General features: G+C 67.1%; 15 protein-coding genes and 2 pseudogenes. 13 read left to right on the top strand and 4 right to left on the bottom strand.

What is annotated here, in order from left to right; translation table 11 throughout:
- Positions 1-48: 48 nt before the first annotated feature.
- Positions 49-483, bottom strand: coding sequence for a hypothetical protein (locus tag ACW175_RS17150; protein WP_492101215.1), 435 nt, complete (start codon positions 481-483; stop codon positions 49-51).
- Positions 484-789: 306 nt separating this feature from the next.
- Here ACW175_RS17150 and ACW175_RS17145 point away from each other — a divergent pair, with 306 nt between their 5' ends.
- Positions 790-1764, top strand: coding sequence for a 2-hydroxyacid dehydrogenase (locus ACW175_RS17145; protein ID WP_492101214.1), 975 nt, complete (start codon positions 790-792; stop codon positions 1762-1764).
- Here the strand turns inward: ACW175_RS17145 and ACW175_RS17140 are convergent.
- Both ACW175_RS17140 and ACW175_RS17135 read right to left on the bottom strand, forming a co-directional pair.
- A pseudogene (locus ACW175_RS17140) lies at positions 1761-2056 on the bottom strand (carboxymuconolactone decarboxylase family protein). The gene ACW175_RS17145 and the pseudogene ACW175_RS17140 sit on opposite strands and share 4 nt — an antisense overlap.
- A pseudogene (locus ACW175_RS17135) lies at positions 2019-2303 on the bottom strand (carboxymuconolactone decarboxylase family protein); the annotation flags it as partial. The pseudogenes ACW175_RS17140 and ACW175_RS17135, both read right to left, overlap by 38 nt.
- A 116-nt stretch (positions 2304-2419) precedes the next feature.
- Here ACW175_RS17135 and ACW175_RS17130 point away from each other — a divergent pair.
- The 9 genes from ACW175_RS17130 (at position 2420) to ACW175_RS17090 (ending at position 13627) form a co-directional block, all read left to right on the top strand.
- On the top strand, positions 2420-2689 hold the full coding sequence (locus ACW175_RS17130; RefSeq protein WP_492101213.1) for a winged helix-turn-helix transcriptional regulator: 270 nt from the start codon (positions 2420-2422) through the stop codon (positions 2687-2689).
- 3 nt (positions 2690-2692) lie between these two features.
- On the top strand, positions 2693-3070 hold the full coding sequence (locus ACW175_RS17125) for a VOC family protein (RefSeq protein ID WP_492101212.1): 378 nt from the start codon (positions 2693-2695) through the stop codon (positions 3068-3070).
- 43 nt (positions 3071-3113) lie between these two features.
- Positions 3114-4091 carry an ArsR/SmtB family transcription factor gene (locus ACW175_RS17120; RefSeq protein WP_492101211.1) on the top strand — a complete coding sequence of 326 codons (978 nt, stop codon included), beginning with the start codon at positions 3114-3116 and terminating at the stop codon, positions 4089-4091.
- Positions 4088-5032 (top strand): methylenetetrahydrofolate reductase [NAD(P)H], encoded by a 945-nt coding sequence (gene metF, locus ACW175_RS17115; protein WP_492101210.1) that lies wholly within the window; start codon positions 4088-4090, stop codon positions 5030-5032. The genes ACW175_RS17120 and metF overlap by 4 nt, the downstream gene beginning before the upstream one ends.
- A complete protein-coding gene (blaCAU, locus tag ACW175_RS17110) occupies positions 5029-5904 on the top strand; it encodes a CAU/MBL1b family subclass B3 metallo-beta-lactamase (RefSeq protein WP_492101209.1) in 876 nt (291 codons plus the stop codon). Before metF ends, blaCAU begins: the two co-directional genes overlap by 4 nt.
- 11 nt (positions 5905-5915) lie before the next feature.
- Complete coding sequence (locus ACW175_RS17105; RefSeq protein WP_492104985.1) at positions 5916-6992, top strand: homocysteine S-methyltransferase family protein; 1077 nt, start codon at positions 5916-5918, stop codon at positions 6990-6992.
- Positions 6993-7151: 159 nt separating this feature from the next.
- The gene (gene metH, locus ACW175_RS17100; RefSeq protein WP_492101208.1) at positions 7152-9821 is read left to right on the top strand and encodes a methionine synthase; all 2670 of its coding nucleotides are present in this window, start codon (positions 7152-7154) and stop codon (positions 9819-9821) included.
- A gap of 131 nt (positions 9822-9952) precedes the next feature.
- The gene (locus ACW175_RS17095; RefSeq protein WP_492101207.1) at positions 9953-12118 is read left to right on the top strand and encodes a putative bifunctional diguanylate cyclase/phosphodiesterase; all 2166 of its coding nucleotides are present in this window, start codon (positions 9953-9955) and stop codon (positions 12116-12118) included.
- Between the two features lie 72 nt (positions 12119-12190).
- The gene (locus ACW175_RS17090; RefSeq protein ID WP_492101206.1) at positions 12191-13627 is read left to right on the top strand and encodes a GH1 family beta-glucosidase; all 1437 of its coding nucleotides are present in this window, start codon (positions 12191-12193) and stop codon (positions 13625-13627) included.
- 120 nt (positions 13628-13747) lie between these two features.
- Here the strand turns inward: ACW175_RS17090 and ACW175_RS17085 are convergent, their stop codons facing one another.
- On the bottom strand, positions 13748-14584 hold the full coding sequence (locus tag ACW175_RS17085; RefSeq protein WP_492101205.1) for a hypothetical protein: 837 nt from the start codon (positions 14582-14584) through the stop codon (positions 13748-13750).
- Positions 14585-14853: 269 nt separating this feature from the next.
- Between ACW175_RS17085 and ACW175_RS17080 the strand changes: the two genes are divergently transcribed.
- From ACW175_RS17080 to ACW175_RS17070, 3 genes are all read left to right on the top strand, one after another.
- On the top strand, positions 14854-15549 hold the full coding sequence (locus ACW175_RS17080; RefSeq protein ID WP_492101204.1) for a TerB family tellurite resistance protein: 696 nt from the start codon (positions 14854-14856) through the stop codon (positions 15547-15549).
- A gap of 111 nt (positions 15550-15660) precedes the next feature.
- Complete coding sequence (locus ACW175_RS17075; protein WP_492101203.1) at positions 15661-15975, top strand: hypothetical protein; 315 nt, start codon at positions 15661-15663, stop codon at positions 15973-15975.
- 101 nt (positions 15976-16076) lie between these two features.
- A complete protein-coding gene (locus ACW175_RS17070) occupies positions 16077-16367 on the top strand; it encodes a putative quinol monooxygenase (protein ID WP_492101202.1) in 291 nt (96 codons plus the stop codon).
- The last annotated feature ends 1 nt before the right edge of the window (position 16368 follow it).

Below are 16368 nucleotides of genomic sequence, written 5' to 3'. Positions count from 1 at the left end.
TCGGCGATCGCGCCTGTGGGATGGCGTCCGGCGATCTCGGCGCGGCGCTTACTTCGGATCGGTCGGCGGGGTCATCGGCGGCGCGGCCGCGACGCCGGGCTGGGTCATCTTGTCCTCGGTCATCGGCGCGTTGGTCGGCGGGGTCATGGGCAAGCTGGGAGGCGCGGCGGACGGCGCCGGGTTCACGGCGGTATCGGGCGCGCTCGACGTGGCTGGCGGCAGGGTGGCGTTGGTGTCGGCGCCGGCCGCGGACGTGGCTGGGGCGGTGGCCGAGGTGTCGGTCGCCATGCCCGTGGAGGCGCCGGCCGACCAGTCCTTGCTGGCTTGGGTCTTGGGCGAGGCCTTTGAATAGGCCTTGAGCTGCGCGTAGGGGATCGGCTGCTCTGGGCCGCTCTGGGCCGACGCCCTGGCCTGGGCCAGCGCCGAGCCGCCGAACGCCAGCATCGACAAGGCCGCGGACGCGGCGAGCATCTTGGTCAACATTGGAAAGTCTCCTGACCTGAAGCGCCATGTGGCGCCGCTAGCAAAACCCGCTGGAACGCCGGTTGTTCACAGCTACGCCGTACAAACGCGGCGCTGGGCGGAACCGTCGCGTCCAGGCTGGGTTTTTGCCGGGCTCGTCCCGCGGGCGCCGAGCGTTGGGGAAGCTCGTCACCAGAGCGTGATGTTCCCGACACTGGCGTCCTCGCGGGGCTCTGCTTAGCTTCGGAGAGGCGTTTCGACCGAAGCGCCGGGGGCGAGACAAAGATCCGCCGCGGGGCCAACGACCCGCGCGGATGGAGGACATGAATGCCGGATTCCACCCTCGCGAAGCCGCCTGTCGACAAGCCCCACATCCTGCTCTCGCACGAGATGCTGCTGCCCTTGCAGCCGTTGCTCGAGAGCGCCTACGAGGTGCATCGGTTGTGGGACTATCCCGACAGGATGGTGTTCTTCGACGGGCCGGGGCGCCGGATTAGAGCCATCGTCCACGCGGGTGAGTTCGCGCTCAGCCGCGACATGCTCTCGGAGATGCCGCAACTTGGTCTGATTGCCTGCGTGAGCGTCGGTTATGACGGCGTCGACGTACCCTGGTGCAAGGCCCACGGCATCGCCGTCACCCATTCCACCGGACTGAACGCCGCCGACGTCGCGGATCATGCGGTGGGTCTCGTGCTGGCGGCCTGGCGGGGCATCGTCGAGGGTGATCAACGCCTGCGCTCGGGCCATTGGACACATGCCGAACGCATGGCTCCGCGCCACGGGCTGCGCGGCCGCAAGGTCGGTATCGTCGGCCTGGGCCATATCGGCGAGGCCGTGGCCCGCCGCCTGCAAGCCTTCGAGCTTAAGGTCGCCTGGTGGGGCCCGCGTCCCAATGAGACAGACTATCCTCGCGCCGACAGCCTGCTAGCCCTGGCCCGGGACAGCGACATCCTGGTGGTCTGCTCGCGCTCGGACGCCTCCAATCATCACCTGATCAACAGGGCGGTCATCGAGGCGGTCGGGCCGCAGGGCTTGATCGTCAATGTCGCGCGCGGCGCCCTCATCGACGAGGACGCTCTGATCGAGGCGTTGAAGAGCGGGGCGCTGGGCATGGCCGCCCTCGACGTCTACGCGCAGGAGCCGACCCCGGCCGCCCGCTGGGCGGGCGTGCCGCATACCGTGCTGACCCCGCACTCGGCCGGCGCGACCCTGGACAGCATCCCGGCCATGGTCAGTCTGACGCTTGAAAATCTGCGTCGCTATTTTCACGGTGAGCCGCTGGCCACGCCGGTCGCGGCTTAAGGGGGGAACGGCGCGGCGAAGGGTTCGGGCTCCAGCCGCAGACCGTTCACCAGCAGACTGACCGTCCGGTAGAAGCCCGCCAGCATGATCAGCTCGATCCGGGCCTCTTCCGAGAAGGCTTCGGTTAGCCGCGTCCACAGGGCGTCGTCGATGTCGGCGACGGCGTTGACCGCGTCGCAGAAGCCGATCAGTAGCGCCTCGCGCGGTCCCCAGCAGGCGGCGACTCCCGGGGCGATGGTGGCGGCCAGTTGCTTGGTGTCGAGACCGGCCGCTCCCGCGAAGATCGCCGCATGGACGCCCCACTCATAGGCCGCGCCGTTCAGGGCGCAGACGCGGTGGATGACGATCTCGCGCTCGCGAAGCGTCAGGTGGCCAGGATCCAGGAGGCCGCCGCCGGTGAAACGAAAGAACAGGCGCTCGTCGCGGGCCAGGGTGCGAAATAGCGACAGCGGCTGGTCGCCGGGCGTCCTCAGCTGCTCCAGCGTGCGCGCGATGCCGGCCGGGTAGGGCGCCTCTGCGGGTTCGATCCTCGGCGACATGGGGAGCTCCTCTATGCTACAAAATTTGTAACATGGAAAATTCCGACAACGCTACAAAAAATGAAGCGCCCCTTCCCGGGCGCGCCGTCCGCGGCTCGGATAGCGGCAAGCCGATCATGGCGGCGCTGGATCTGCTGGGCCGGCGCGGGGCGTTGCGGATCGTCTGGGAGCTGCGCGAGGGGCGCGTCCTGACCTTCCGCGCCCTGCAAGCGGCGGCCGAACTGCCGCCGGGAACGCTGAACACGCGCTTGGCCGAGCTGCGCGCCGCCGACATCGTGGTGGCCGACGGTGGCTATCGGCTGAGCGCGCGTGGAGCGGACTTGATCACGGCGCTGTGGCCTCTGCTAAGGTGGTCCGAGGATTGGGCCGAAGCGATGGGGAGTTGAACGATGGCCAAGGTGCTGGGTCTGGGCGGGGTGTTCTACAAGGCCGAGGATCCGCAGGCCGCTCGTGAGTGGTACGGGCGGGTGCTTGGCTTCGAGATCCATTCCTGGGGCGGGGCGGTATTCAAGTCGCCGCGCGCCGCGACGACCAACTGGGCGCTGTTCGGGGCTGACACCCAGTATTTCGCGCCATCGAACGCGCCGTTCATGATCAATTTCGTGGTCGATGATATCGATGGCGTGTTGGCCAAGGCCGCCGCCGAGGGCGTCGAGCCGACGGGCCGCCAGGACGAGGACGGCATGGGACGTTTCGCCTGGCTGATCGACCCGGCCGGGGTTAAAATCGAGCTCTGGGAGCCGCCGAAGGGCGATCCAGAGGCATAAAATAAGCTTGCCAAATCGGACATAAAGATATCTTTATGTCCTCATGAAGCTCAGCGCCGAACAGGTTGTCGAAGTGCTGCGCGCCGCTGGCGAGTCGACGCGGCTGCGCCTGCTGGCGCTGCTGGCTGCCGAAGAGCTGTCGGTGCTTGAGCTGTGCCGAATCCTCGATCAAAGCCAGCCGCGCGTTTCGCGCCACCTGAAGCTGCTGGCCGAGGCCGGCCTGGTCGAGCGCTTTCCGGATGGGGCCTGGGTGTTCTACCGTCTGGCGGCCAAGTCGCCGGGCCGCTTTCTCGTGGAGCAGGCGCTGGACCTGATCGACGACACCGATCCGATCGTGCGGCTGGACGCCGACAAGCTGTCGGCCGTGCGCGCCGAGCGCTCGACCGACGCGCAGGCCTATTTCGCGCGCAACGCCGCGCGCTGGAACGAGATCCGCTCGCTCTATGTCGACGAGGCCGAGGTCGAGGCGGCGATCCTGCGCGCCGCGGGGGAAGGGCCGTTCGACGAGATGGTCGACCTGGGCGCCGGCGCCGGCCGCATGCTGACCCTGCTGGGCAAGCGCGTCAGCAACGCCCTGGGCCTGGATCTGTCGCAGCAGATGCTGAACATCGCCCGCGACGAGGTGACCAAGGCGGGCCTGGCCAGCTGCGAGCTGCGTCACGGCGACATTTTCCGCACCGGCCTGCCGGGCGGCTGCGCCGATCTGGTCACCGTCCACCAGGTCCTGCACTACCTGACCGACCCCGCCAACGCCGTGGCCGAGGCCGCGCGGCTGGTCACGCCCGGCGGTCTGTTGCTGATCGCCGACTTCGCCCCGCACGATCATGAGTTCCTACGCGAGGTGCACCAGCATCGCCGCCTGGGCTTCGACGATGTCGAGATCGTCACCTGGCTGCAGGCCGCGGGCCTGCAACTGGAAAGCAATATCGCCCTGCCGCCGGCCACCGACGAGGGGCTGACCGTCAAGATCTGGACAGCCCGCCGACCCGTCGCCGCCGTGGTTGAAAGGAACGCCGCATGACCCTTCCACCCACCCGCCGCGTGATCGGTCCCGTCGCCCGCGCCGGCGAGCGCACCTATCGTCCGCGCGTCTCGTTCGAGTTCTTCCCGCCCAAGACCCCGGCGATGGAAGAGAGCCTGTGGCAGGCGATCACCCGCCTGGCGCCGCTGGACCCGGCCTTCGTCTCGGTGACCTATGGCGCCGGCGGCTCGACGCGCGAGCGCACGCACCGCACGGTCAAGCGCATCCTGGATGAGACCAATCTCAAGCCCGCCGCTCACCTGACCTGCGTCGGCGCCAGCCGCGAGGAAGTCGACGAGGTGATCCGCGAGTACTGGGAGACGGGCGTGCGCCACATCGTCTCGCTGCGCGGCGACCCGCCTCCGGGCGAGGGTGGCATCGGCGGCGTCTATGTCCCGCGCGCCGACGGCTATGCCAACGCCACCGAGCTGACCAAGGCCGTGCGCGGCATCGCGCCGTTCGAGGTGCTGGTCGGCGTCTATCCCGAGAAGCACCCGGAAAGCCCGTCGCTTGAGCACGATATCGACGTCCTGAAGCAGAAGGTCGACGCTGGAGCGACGCTGGGCATCAGCCAGTTCTTCTTCGATCTGGACGCCTTCCTGCGTTACGTCGACAAGGTCCGCGCCGCCGGGATCACCATCCCGATCGTGCCGGGGATGATGCCGGTGACCAATTTCGCGGGCCTGAAGAAGATGGCCGCCGCCTGCGGCGCGGCGATCCCGTCGTGGCTGGGCAACCTGTTCGATGGTCTGGAGCACGACGCCGAAACCCGACGCCTGATCGCCTGCTCGGTCGCCGCCGAGATGTGCGCCAAGCTGCAGGAACAGGGTTTCGAGGACTTCCACTTCTACACCCTGAATCGGGCCGATCTGGTCTATGCGATTTGCCGCGTGCTGGGGGTTCGCGAGACCGCGCCGGCCCCGGCGGAGGTCGCCGCATGAAACGCGCCCTGATCGCCCTGGCCTTCGCTCTGGTCGCCGTCGCGGCGCCGGCGGCTCACGCCGACATGCCCGCCAACTGGAGTAAGCCGATCCGGCCCTATCGCGTGGTCGGCAACATCTACTACGTGGGGACCGAGGGTATCTCGTCCTGGCTGATCACTTCGTCGGCGGGGCACGTCCTGCTGGACGGTGGACCGAACGCCGAGGTCGGCAAGCAGATCGAGCAAAACATCGCCTCGCTGGGCTTTCAGCTGGCCGACGTGAAGATCCTGATCAATACCCACGCCCACTACGACCACGCTGGCGGCCTAGCTCAGTTGAAGGCCGACACGGGCGCCAAGCTGTGGATTTCGCGCGGCGACGCGCCGGCGATCGAGCAGGGTCATCACATCGGCGACAACGCGAACGGCCCCACGCCGATGCCGGCGGCGAAGGTCGACAAGGCCTTCGGCGACGGACAGAAGCTGAAGCTGGGCGAGACGGCGCTGGTTGCTCACCTGACGCCAGGCCACACGATCGGCTGCACCAGCTGGACCACGGCGGTGGTCGAGAAGGGGCGACCGCTGACCGTGACCTTCCCGTGTTCGCTGTCCGTGGCCGACAATGTGCTAGTCGGCAACAAGACCCACCGGGCGATCGTGGCCGACTATCGCGAGAGCTTCGCCAAGCTGCGCGCCATTCCGACCGACGTCATGCTGCCGGCCCACGAGGAGCAGGGCGACTTGCTGGCCAAGCGCCAGAAGCTGCTGCGTGGCGACCCCAACGCCTTCGTCGACCCGACCGAGCTCACCCGCTACGTCGCCGACTCCGAGGCCGCCTTCAATCAAGAACTCGCGCGCCAGCAGGCGGCCGCTTCCGGAGCCAAGCGATGACCGACCTCTCCATCCGCGACATATCCACGAGAGCTGGCCGCGTGGCCGCCCTCAAGGCCGCCGCCAAGCGGAAGATCCTGATCCTGGACGGCTCGTGGGGCGTGATGTTCCAGAAGAAGGGGCTGACCGAGGCCGACTATCGCGCCGATCGCTTCGCCGACTACAACGGCCAGATGAAGGGTAACAACGACATCCTGTGCCTGACCCGGCCGGATCTCGTGGCGGAACTTCACGACGCCTATTTCGGCGCCGGCGCCGACATCTCCGAGACCAACACCTTCTCGGGCACCACCATCGCCCAGGCCGACTATCACCTGGGCGAGCAGGACGTCTGGGACATCAATTTCGAAGGCGCCAGCATTGGCCGCAAGGTGGCCGACCGTTGGAACGCCGAAAACCCGGCCAGCCCGAAGTTCATCGCCGGCTCGATCGGGCCGCTGAACGTCATGCTGTCGATGTCGTCGGACGTGAACGATCCCGGCGCGCGCAAGGTGACCTTCGACCAGGTCTATGCGGCGTACCGCCAGCAGGTGGACGCGCTCTACAAGGGCGGCGTCGACCTCTTCCTGATCGAGACGATCACCGACACCCTGAACTGCAAGGCCGCCATCAAGGCCATCCTCGACCTGCGCGACGAGGGCCATGAGGAGCTACCGATCTGGATCAGCGGCACCATCACCGACCGCTCGGGCCGCACCCTGTCGGGCCAGACGGCCGAGGCGTTCTGGAACTCGATCAAGCACGCCAAGCCGTTCGCGGTGGGCTTCAACTGCGCCCTGGGCGCTGATTTGATGCGCCCGCACATCGCCGAGATGGCCCGCATCGCCGACACCCTGGTCGCGGCCTATCCCAACGCCGGCCTACCCAACGCCATGGGCCAGTACGACGAGGAGCCGCACCAGACCGGTCACGCCCTGCACGAATGGGCCAAGGACGGCCTGGTCAACATCCTGGGCGGCTGCTGCGGCACCACGCCGGACCACATCCGCCACGTGGCCGACGAGGTGCGCGGCGTGAAGCCCCGCCAGATCCCCGAGCGCCCCAAGGCCATGCGCTTGGCGGGCCTCGAGCCGTTCGAGCTGGCTTAAGACCTTCGCGGCCCTTGTTCTTTCCTTCCCCCTTTGATGGGGGAAGGGCAGGGATGGGGGTGAAAGCGTTTCAGAATTGAGCGCCGCGGTCGGGATCGACCGCCGCGTCACCCCCACCCCAACCCTCCCCCATCGAGGGGGAGGGCGTGAGATCGTCTAATGAGACCCGTCTTCGTCAATATCGGTGAGCGCACCAACGTCACCGGCTCGGCCAAGTTCAAGAAGCTGATCGTCGAGGGGAACTACCCCGAGGCGCTGTCGGTCGCGCGCCAGCAGGTCGAGGCTGGCGCTCAGGTCATCGACGTCAACATGGACGAGGGCCTGCTCGACTCCAAGCAGGCGATGATCACCTACCTGAACCTGATGGCCGCCGAGCCTGACATCGCCCGGGTGCCGGTGATGATCGACAGCTCCAAGTGGGAGGTGATCGAGGCTGGGCTGAAGTGCGTGCAGGGCAAGGCCATCGTCAATTCGATCTCCATGAAGGAGGGCGAAGAGAAGTTCATCGAGCAGGCGAAGCTATGCCTGCGCTACGGCGCGGCCGTGGTGGTCATGGCCTTCGACGAGGTCGGCCAGGCCGACACCGCCGCCCGCAAGATCGAGATCTGCGAGAAGGCCTACAATATCCTGGTCGACAGGGTCGGCTTCCCGCCGGAAGACATCATCTTCGACCCCAACATCTTCGCGGTGGCGACCGGGATCGAGGAGCACGACAACTACGCGGTCGACTTCATCGAGGGCACGCGCGAGATCAAGAAGCGCTGCCCCTACGCCCGCATTTCTGGTGGGGTGTCGAACGTCTCGTTCAGCTTCCGCGGCAACGAGCCGGTGCGCCGGGCGATCCACTCGGTGTTCCTGTACCACGCCATCAACGCCGGCATGGACATGGGCATCGTCAATGCCGGCGACCTGCCGGTCTATGACGCCCTGGACCCCGAACTGCGCGAGGCCGTCGAGGACGTGATCCTCAACCGCCCGCAGCGGACCAACGTCTCCAACACCGAGCGCCTGGTCGACATGGCCCCGCGCTATAAGGGCGAGAAGGGTCAGGTCCAGACCGCCAACCTGGAATGGCGCAAGGGCACGGTGAACGAGCGCATCACCCACGCCCTGGTCCACGGAATCACCGAGTTCATCAACCAGGACACCGAAGAGGCGCGCCTGTTGGTCGAGCGACCACTGCACGTGATCGAAGGGCACCTGATGGATGGCATGAACGTGGTCGGCGACCTGTTCGGCTCGGGCAAGATGTTCCTGCCGCAGGTCGTGAAATCGGCCCGCGTCATGAAGCAGGCCGTGGCCTGGCTGGAGCCGTTCATGGAGGCCGAAAAGGCTGGCAAGCCGCGCGAGCAGGCCGGCCGCATCCTGATGGCCACGGTCAAGGGCGACGTCCACGACATTGGCAAGAACATCGTCGGCGTCGTGCTGCAGTGTAACAACTACGAGGTCATCGACCTGGGCGTCATGGTCCCGGCCGACCGCATCCTCGACGAGGCCAAGAAGCACAACGTCGACATGATCGGCCTGTCGGGCCTGATCACGCCGTCGCTGGACGAGATGGTGTTCGTGGCCGCCGAGATGGAGCGCCAGGGCTTCACCATCCCGCTGCTGATCGGCGGCGCCACCACCAGCCGCACCCACACCGCGGTCAAGATCGAGCCGGCCTATCACAAGGGTTCGACCACCTATGTGCTGGACGCCAGCCGGGCGGTGGGCGTGGTCTCGGGCCTGCTGTCGGCCAGCGAGCGCGACCGCCTGCAGGCCGAGACGCGCGCCGAATACGTCCGCATCCGGGAGCAGTACGCCCGGGGCCAGACGGCCAAGGCGCGCACCAGCATCGCCGAGGCCCGCCAGAAGAAGTTCGCCATCGATTGGGACGGCTATGTTCCGCCCAAGCCGGCCTTCATCGGCGCGCGCACCTTCGAGCCCAGCCTGGAAGACCTGGTCCCGTTCATCGACTGGTCGCCGTTCTTCGCCAGCTGGGAGCTGATCGGCCGCTTCCCGCAGATCCTGGAGGACGACGTGGTCGGCGAAGCCGCCACCGAGCTCTATCGCGAAGCCCGCGAGATGCTCGACAAGGTGGTCGCCGAGAAGTGGTTCGGGGCCAAGGGCGTGATTGGCTTCTGGCCGGCCCAGGCCCAGGGCGACGACATCGTTCTCTATACGGACGACACCCGCACCGCCGAGCTGTCGCGCCTGCACACCCTGCGCCAGCAGATGGACAAGGGCGCCGGAAAAACCAACGTGGCGCTCGCCGATTTCGTCGCGCCGATCGGGCAGGGCGGAGACTATGTCGGCGGCTTCGCGGTCACGGCCGGCCACGGCGAGGACGAGATCGTCAAGGCGTTCAAGGACGCCGGCGACGACTACAGCGCCATCATGGCCTCGGCCCTGGCCGACCGCCTGGCCGAAGCCTTCGCCGAGTGGCTGCACTACAAGGCCCGCGTCGAACTCTGGGGTTACGCCCCCGACGAGGCGGCCGACGCCGACGTGATGATCGCCGAGAAGTACCAGGGCATCCGCCCGGCCCCCGGCTATCCGGCCCAGCCCGACCACACCGAGAAGGGCACGCTGTTCAAGCTGCTGGACGCCGAAGCCGCCACCGGTCTGAAGCTGACCGAGAGCTACGCCATGACCCCGGGCGCGGCCGTTTCGGGCCTCTATTTCAGCCACCCGAAGGCGCACTATTTCGGGGTAGGCAAGGTCGACGCCGACCAGGTCGAGGACTATGCCCGCCGCAAGGGCTGGGACCTAGCCACGGCCGAGCGCTGGCTCTCGCCGATCCTCAACTACGACCCAGCCGCCAGGGCGCGCGACGCGGCGGCTTGAGGGATCCTCCCACTAGCGGGGGAGCGAAACCCAAATCGCGTAACGACGTGCGGTAAATCGTCCACGGGGCGGTTGCGGTAAGGATTTCCGCAACCGTTCCCATGAAGGATGAGCCATCTCCGGGGAGTGGGATGGATCGTAGGAACATCGAGCTCAAGATCTTTGGCCTGATCGCCGGCATGGCGGCGGGGATGATCCTGCTCGCCGGTGTCGCCCTGACCGTCGCCACCCGCCATGCCGACCTACGTGAGCGCCAATACGAGCAGACCCTGGTCGGCAACGGCCTGCGCCAACGCGGCAAGGAGGTCCAGACCGCCCTCAATCCCTACGTCATCTGGGACGAGGCGATCATCAAGCTGGACAACCGGTACGACCCGGCATGGGCCAGCCAGAACATCGGCGCCTCGTTGGGCGGAGCCCTTGGATACAAGGTCGTCTTCGTTCTCGATGCCGACGGCAAGCCGATCTACGGCCACGTCAACGGCAAGGACGTGGCGCTAGAGGCCTATGCCCGATACGCCGCCCCGACCGGCCGCCTGGTCGACGCCATCCGGAAGATCGAGGTCAACCCAAAGAAGGTCGCCGAGCTTCGCGCCGTTCATACGAGCCGCGTCGAGCTGATCGGCGACGAGCCCGTGCTGATCACCGTCTCGCTGATCCGCCCGGACTTGAAGGCGAAGACCCGCGGCCCCCGCGCCCCGCTGCTGGTGACCGGCATCCCGGTGGCCAACAGCGTCATCAAGACCTTTTCCGAACGCTTCCTGCTGCACGACGCCCATATCGAGGTGGTCAAGCCGGACGCCGTTCGCACGGAAGCCGGCCAAGCGATGCTGGGCAAGGCCGCCGACGGGCGCCGAGTCTTCCTGCGGTGGACCCCCCGCCGGCCGGGCGAGGAGTTGCTGAAGTCCGCCTCGCCGATGCTGGCCCTGGCCGTGCTGGCCGCGGCGGCCGGCTCGTTCCTACTGTTCCGCGTCACCCGCCGCGCGGCCAAGAAGCTGCTGCTGAGCGAGGCCGAGGCCAAGCACCTGGCGCTGCACGATCCGCTGACGGGCTTGGCCAACCGCACCCTGTTCACCGACCGCCTCATCCACGCCCACGCCCTACTGCGCCGCAAGCCGGGCCATCTGGGCGTGCTGTGCATCGACCTCGACCGGTTCAAGGAGGTCAATGACAGCTACGGCCACGACGCCGGTGACCAACTGATCCGCGAGGTCGCCCGCCGGCTGGTGCGGATCTGTCGCGAGACCGACACCATCTGCCGCCTGGGCGGCGACGAGTTCGCCATCATCCTGCCTGACACCACCCCCTCGGGGGCGGCCACCATGGCCCAGCGCGTGGTCGAGGGCCTGTCCGGCGAAATCGATCTCTCGATCGGCCGCGCCGAGCTGTCCTGTTCGGTGGGCGTGGCCGTGGTTTCCGACGCCGAGCAGGGCCAGGCCGAGCTGCTGCGCCAAGCCGACGTCGCCCTCTACCGCGCCAAGGAGGCTGGCCGCGGTCGCTTCGCCTTCTTCGAGCCCGAGATGGACGCGGCCCTGCGCCTGCGGAAGGGTCTGGAACGCGACCTGCGCGCGGCGTTGGAGAGTGACGCCCTCAACGTCGCCTATCAGCCGCTGACCGATGTGCGCGGCGCGATGATCGGCGTCGAGGCCCTGGCCCGCTGGACCCATCCCGAGCGCGGCGAGATCTCGCCGGCCATCTTCATTCCCCTGGCCGAGTCCTGCGGCCTGATCGGCCTAGTCGGGGCGGCGGTGTTCCGCCGCGCCTGCTACGACAGTCTGCGCTGGTCGGGCCTGGAGGTGTCGGTCAATGTCTCGGCCATCCAGCTCTCCAGCCCCGGCTTCGTCGACGAGATGGTCGCCACCCTGGCCGAGACCGGGGCCCGCGCCGACGTCTTCATGCTGGAGATCACCGAGACGGCCCTGCTGAAGGACAGCGATGGCGTCCACGAGGCCTTGCGTCGTCTCAAGCGCCTGGGCTTCCGTCTGGCCCTCGACGACTTCGGCACCGGCTATGCCAGCTTGAGCTATCTGCGTCGCCATCCGATCGACAAGTTGAAGATTGATCGCTCGTTCGTTTCCAGCCTGCCGGGCAACGCCGAGAGCATGGCCGTCGCCTCGGCGATCGTCAGCCTGGCCAAATCCCTGGGCCTGAAGACCACCGCTGAAGGCGTTGAGACTCAAGGCCAGTTCGACGCCCTGGTGAAGCTGGGCTGCAGCGAGTTCCAGGGGTTCCTGCTGGGCCGCCCGATGCCCGCCGACGCCATCGCTGGCGTGCGCGAGGCGGCCAGGGTGCGCTAGCTTCCGCCACGAGAACTAGCCAAACCGACGACCCGGCCGCATCCTCCGTCCCAACGATAAGAGGAGGGGACGATGGAACGGTCAGGCGTCAGCCGCCGAGCGCTCGGCGCGCTAGCCTTCGGCGGCGCGGCCATGGGTCTGTCGGGCTGCGAGGCTGGGCGCGAGACCGATCTGAAACCCAAGAGCCGGCAGTTTCCCAAGGACTTCGTGTGGGGCGTGGCGACGGCCGCCTTCCAGACCGAGGGTTCGCAGACCTTGGATGGCCGCGGACCCAGCGTCTGGGACCTGTTCGAGAAGGTCCCGGGCCGCGTGAAGGACAAGTCCGACGCCACCGTGGCCACCGACAGCTACCGCCGCTTCCAGGACGATGTCGACCTGATCGCCGGGGCGGGCCTTGCCGCCTACCGCTTTTCGATCAGTTGGTCGCGCGTGCTGCCGACCGGGCAGGGGACGATGAACGCCGCCGGTCTCGACCACTATTCAAAGCTGGTCGACGCCCTGCTGGCCAAGGGGATCGCGCCGTACGCGACCCTGTTCCACTGGGATCTGCCTCAAGGCCTGCAAGACAAGGGCGGCTGGGCCAATCGCGACACCGCCTTGCGCTTCGCCGACTACGCCCACGCGGTCGTCGACAGGCTGGGCGATCGGCTGAAGAACTACATCATTCTCAACGAGGCGGCCGTGCACGCCGTCTTCGGTCACGTGCTGGGCGAGCACGCCCCGGGGCTGAAGGACATCAACCTGCTGGGCAAGGTCGTCCACCACATGAACCTAGGCCAAGGCCTGGCCATGCAGGCGCTGAGGGCCGCCCACGGCGATCTTCAGATCGGCACGACCATGGCGCTGCAGCCCTGCCGGCCGGCGGGCGGATTGTTCTGGAATCGCCTGGCCGCCGACGGGCTCGACGCGCTGTGGAACAAGGCGTGGCTGGATCCCCTGTTCAAGGGGACCTATCCGAAGGACATGGACGACCTCTTGAAGGGCGTTATCCAGGACGGCGACCTGAAGACGGTTCGCCAGCCCGTCGATTTCCTGGGGGTGAACTACTACGCCCCGGCCTATGTGCGGCTGGACCTGTCCTCGCCCAGCAAGATCGCCCCGGCCAATCCGCCCAAGGGCGCGGAGCTGGACGCCTTCGGCCGTCACATCGATCCCTCGGGCCTGTTCGAGACCCTGGACCGCGTGCGTCGTGAGTACGGCGCGCCGAGGATGATGGTGACGGAGAACGGCTGCTCGGACCCGTTCGGCAGCGGCCCGGCGATCTTGGATGACCAGTTCCGCATCACCTACCTGCGCCGCCATCTGGAAGCGGTGCTGGCGGCGCGCGAGGCCGGCTGCGACGTGCGCGGCTATTTCGAGTGGACCCTAATCGACAACTTCGAATGGGACCTGGGCTATACCTCGAAGTTCGGGCTGGTGGCCATGGACCGGGCGACGGGGGTGCGAACGCCGAAGGCGTCCTATGCCTGGTTCAAGGCCTTGGCCGGCAACGGACTGCTGCCGGCCTAGAGCCCTTTAGCTTTAGATGGAGTCATCTAAAGCGTTCAAAAGGGCTCTAAATATTTGATTCTAGAGCCTGCTTATCCCGTTTAGGTGGTCTCATCTAAACGGGACAGGCTCTAGTAGCCGTCAGTCCGCCTTGCAGATCAGCACGTCGCGTCCGCCGCGCTTGGCGGGGACGAGGCTGCCGGCGCAGGGGACGGGATTGGAGGGATCGACGATCACCTCGTTGCCGCCGATGGGCGGCAGCTTGGCGGCCGGAGCCTTGGTCAGCGGCTTGGCGGCGGCGACCGGCTTGGTCTCGGCCTTCTTCGCCGGCGCTGGCTTGGCGACCGAGGGCTTCGGCGCGGGCGTGGCGACCGGGGCGGGCTCCCGCACCGGAGGCGCGGCGGGTTGCGGGGAGTTCGCCGGGGTGGCGTCGAACGCGGGGTTCGACGTTTCCGGCGTGGGCTCGACCTTGGTGGCCGCGGCGGCGTTGTTGTAGTTCAGGGCCCTGCCCAGAATGGTCGAGCGGGTTTCCAGCGCCTTGGCGCGCTTCTCGCAGTCGCCGGGCGGGCTCCAGCTCATCCACATCTGGGCCAGGCGGGCCTTGTCGACCGTGTCGGCGCCTTGCCAGACGGACTGGCCGCGCTTGACCTGGGCGCCGCCATATTCCGAGATCGGACGCGGGCTGGCCTTTTCGGCCGCCGTGATCGCCGAGGCGAAGACCTTGAGGTCCTTCTGGGCCTGCTCGCGCATTTCCGGATAGGTCTTGAGCGAGGCGGCCACGCCGTCGGGACCCGGGAACGCCTTCTCGATCCGCGTCACCTCCGGCATCACGCGGTCGTAGAGGTTGGCGTAGCCGCCCAGGGCGCCGTAGCACCAGGCGACATAGCCGTACTCGTCGGTCGGCGGCGCATTGGGCGACTGGCTGACCTGGCCGTCCTGGGCGAAGAGCGCGAGAGCGAGGAAGAGGGCGTTCGCCATGCGGGCGGAGGTCCTTTTTACAATTGTCGAGTCTGACTAGAGCATTTCGATCCCGATTGGGACCGTAGCGTGGCGCTTTCGATCAAGCGTCGCCATAACGAGCGAAGCGCCAATCGGCTCCCTCGTCGCACGATATAGCCGTTTTGCCGCATTGCACTAAAGTCATGTGAACGATCATTCTCATTGTGCTAGAAGCGATCCGACGGGGTGATCCGTATCGGCCCGTCGCGCGTATTTTCTAACGTCCGTCGCTGGTTTCGAGGCGCTTCATGACTTTTTGGCGCAACATCGCGAGCATCGCCGCCCGGCGCCTGGACCTGGCCGACTGCACGGAATGTCCGAGCGGTCTGCCCGGCGAGGACCCGGCGTTCTCGACCGCGGTGACCGCCCTGGGCGCCAAGCTGGCCAAGGTCGACGGTCGCGCGGACGGCGGCGAGTTCCTGGCCTTCACGGAGGTGTTCCAGCCTGACCCGGCGTCGGAACAGAACATCCACCGCCTGTATGACCTGGCGCGCCAGACGACTCACGGCTTCGAGAGCTATGCCAAGCGCCTGGCCAAGCGTTACAGCACCTGCCCCCAGCTGCTGGAGGACGTGGTCGACGGCCTGTTCCACATCGCCAAGGCCGATGGTGTCGTCACCCAGGACGAGTTGGACTACCTGGAGCGGGTCTCGAACCTGTTCGGCATGTCCCCGCTGTCGTTCCGGCGTCTTCGCGCCACGCATCTTGGGGTGGGAAAGGACGATCCTTATGCCATCCTGGAGGTGCCCGCCGACGCCGACGACGCCACGGTGCGCAAGGCCTGGAAGCTGGCCCTGTCCAACGCTCACCCGGATCGCGCTCGAGCGCGCGGGTTGCCGGCCGACTTCATCGCGCTGGCCGAAGCCAAGGCCGCCGCCATCAACGCCGCCTTCACGACGGTGATGCAGGAGCGCAGGGAACTGGGCCTGGCCGCGGCGGGTTGAGGGCGTGTGTCGATTGGGGCGATCCGTCGCTCCGTAGAGACCGGAAAAAGGCTTTTCATCCGGACCCGGCGGGTGTTGTGTTGCGGTTCAGCGCTTGTGAACCAACTTGAGTTGATCATGAGCGTGGACGAGAGGATCAAAATGACCCGCCAAGGCGCCGCAGCTTCGCCCCTTCATAGCCTGGCCTGGATGGCCGGTGCTCTGGCGACCTCGGTCGCGGTGGTGATCGGCGCGGTTCTGGCGGTGGTGTTCGCCGCCACGGTGGTCGCCGTGGGCTTCCTGGGCAGCGCGCTGTTCGGCCTCGCCGCCTTCGCCTTCCGCGGCCGCAAGGTCGCCAAGGCCCCCTCGGGCGATCCCAGCCTGATCGAAGCCCGCAATGTCGGCGGCCATTCGTGGGTCGCTTACGGCTGGAACGAGCGGTCTTAATTCGCTCTCCGTCCTAGCGATTCCGCCTTACCGCTACGTCCCCCTTGCTCCGCGCACGCCCGTCCTTCATCCTGCATTCAAACAGATGTTGGGAGGCAAGCATGATTGGCGTCGTCGCGGTTCTGAAGGTCCAGCCGGACAAGGCTTCGGATTTCGAGAAGGTGTTCCTGGACCTGCAGAACAAGGTCAAGGCCAACGAGCCGGGCTGTCTCGTCTACCAGCTGACCCGGTCCAAGACCGAAGCCGGGACCTACAAGGTTCTGGAGCTATACGCCTCCGAGGACGCGCTGAAGCACCATGGCGGCACCGACTACTTCAAGGCCGCCGGCGCGGCGATGGGGCCGTTCATGGCCGGTCGTCCCGAGATCGAATATCTCGACGCGGTGGAGTAGG

It is taken from the genome of Caulobacter sp. FV1ye6ST, from assembly GCF_058681225.1.
Note: the sequence above shows the minus strand (reverse complement) of the source record. Positions and strands in the feature narration are given on the sequence as shown.

What these genes read in the sequence shown, in the direction of transcription:
- ACW175_RS17150 (WP_492101215.1), bottom strand. Translation starts at nt 483, where the DNA reads ATGTTGACCAAGATGCTCGCCGCGTCCGCGGCCTTGTCGATGCTGGCG.
- ACW175_RS17145 (WP_492101214.1), top strand. Translation starts at nt 790, where the DNA reads ATGCCGGATTCCACCCTCGCGAAGCCGCCTGTCGACAAGCCCCACATC.
- ACW175_RS17130 (WP_492101213.1), top strand. Translation starts at nt 2,420, where the DNA reads ATGGCGGCGCTGGATCTGCTGGGCCGGCGCGGGGCGTTGCGGATCGTC.
- ACW175_RS17125 (WP_492101212.1), top strand. Translation starts at nt 2,693, where the DNA reads ATGGCCAAGGTGCTGGGTCTGGGCGGGGTGTTCTACAAGGCCGAGGAT.
- ACW175_RS17120 (WP_492101211.1), top strand. Translation starts at nt 3,114, where the DNA reads ATGAAGCTCAGCGCCGAACAGGTTGTCGAAGTGCTGCGCGCCGCTGGC.
- metF (WP_492101210.1), top strand. Translation starts at nt 4,088, where the DNA reads ATGACCCTTCCACCCACCCGCCGCGTGATCGGTCCCGTCGCCCGCGCC.
- blaCAU (WP_492101209.1), top strand. Translation starts at nt 5,029, where the DNA reads ATGAAACGCGCCCTGATCGCCCTGGCCTTCGCTCTGGTCGCCGTCGCG.
- metH (WP_492101208.1), top strand. Translation starts at nt 7,152, where the DNA reads ATGAGACCCGTCTTCGTCAATATCGGTGAGCGCACCAACGTCACCGGC.
- ACW175_RS17095 (WP_492101207.1), top strand. Translation starts at nt 9,953, where the DNA reads ATGGATCGTAGGAACATCGAGCTCAAGATCTTTGGCCTGATCGCCGGC.
- ACW175_RS17090 (WP_492101206.1), top strand. Translation starts at nt 12,191, where the DNA reads ATGGAACGGTCAGGCGTCAGCCGCCGAGCGCTCGGCGCGCTAGCCTTC.
- ACW175_RS17085 (WP_492101205.1), bottom strand. Translation starts at nt 14,584, where the DNA reads ATGGCGAACGCCCTCTTCCTCGCTCTCGCGCTCTTCGCCCAGGACGGC.
- ACW175_RS17080 (WP_492101204.1), top strand. Translation starts at nt 14,854, where the DNA reads ATGACTTTTTGGCGCAACATCGCGAGCATCGCCGCCCGGCGCCTGGAC.
- ACW175_RS17070 (WP_492101202.1), top strand. Translation starts at nt 16,077, where the DNA reads ATGATTGGCGTCGTCGCGGTTCTGAAGGTCCAGCCGGACAAGGCTTCG.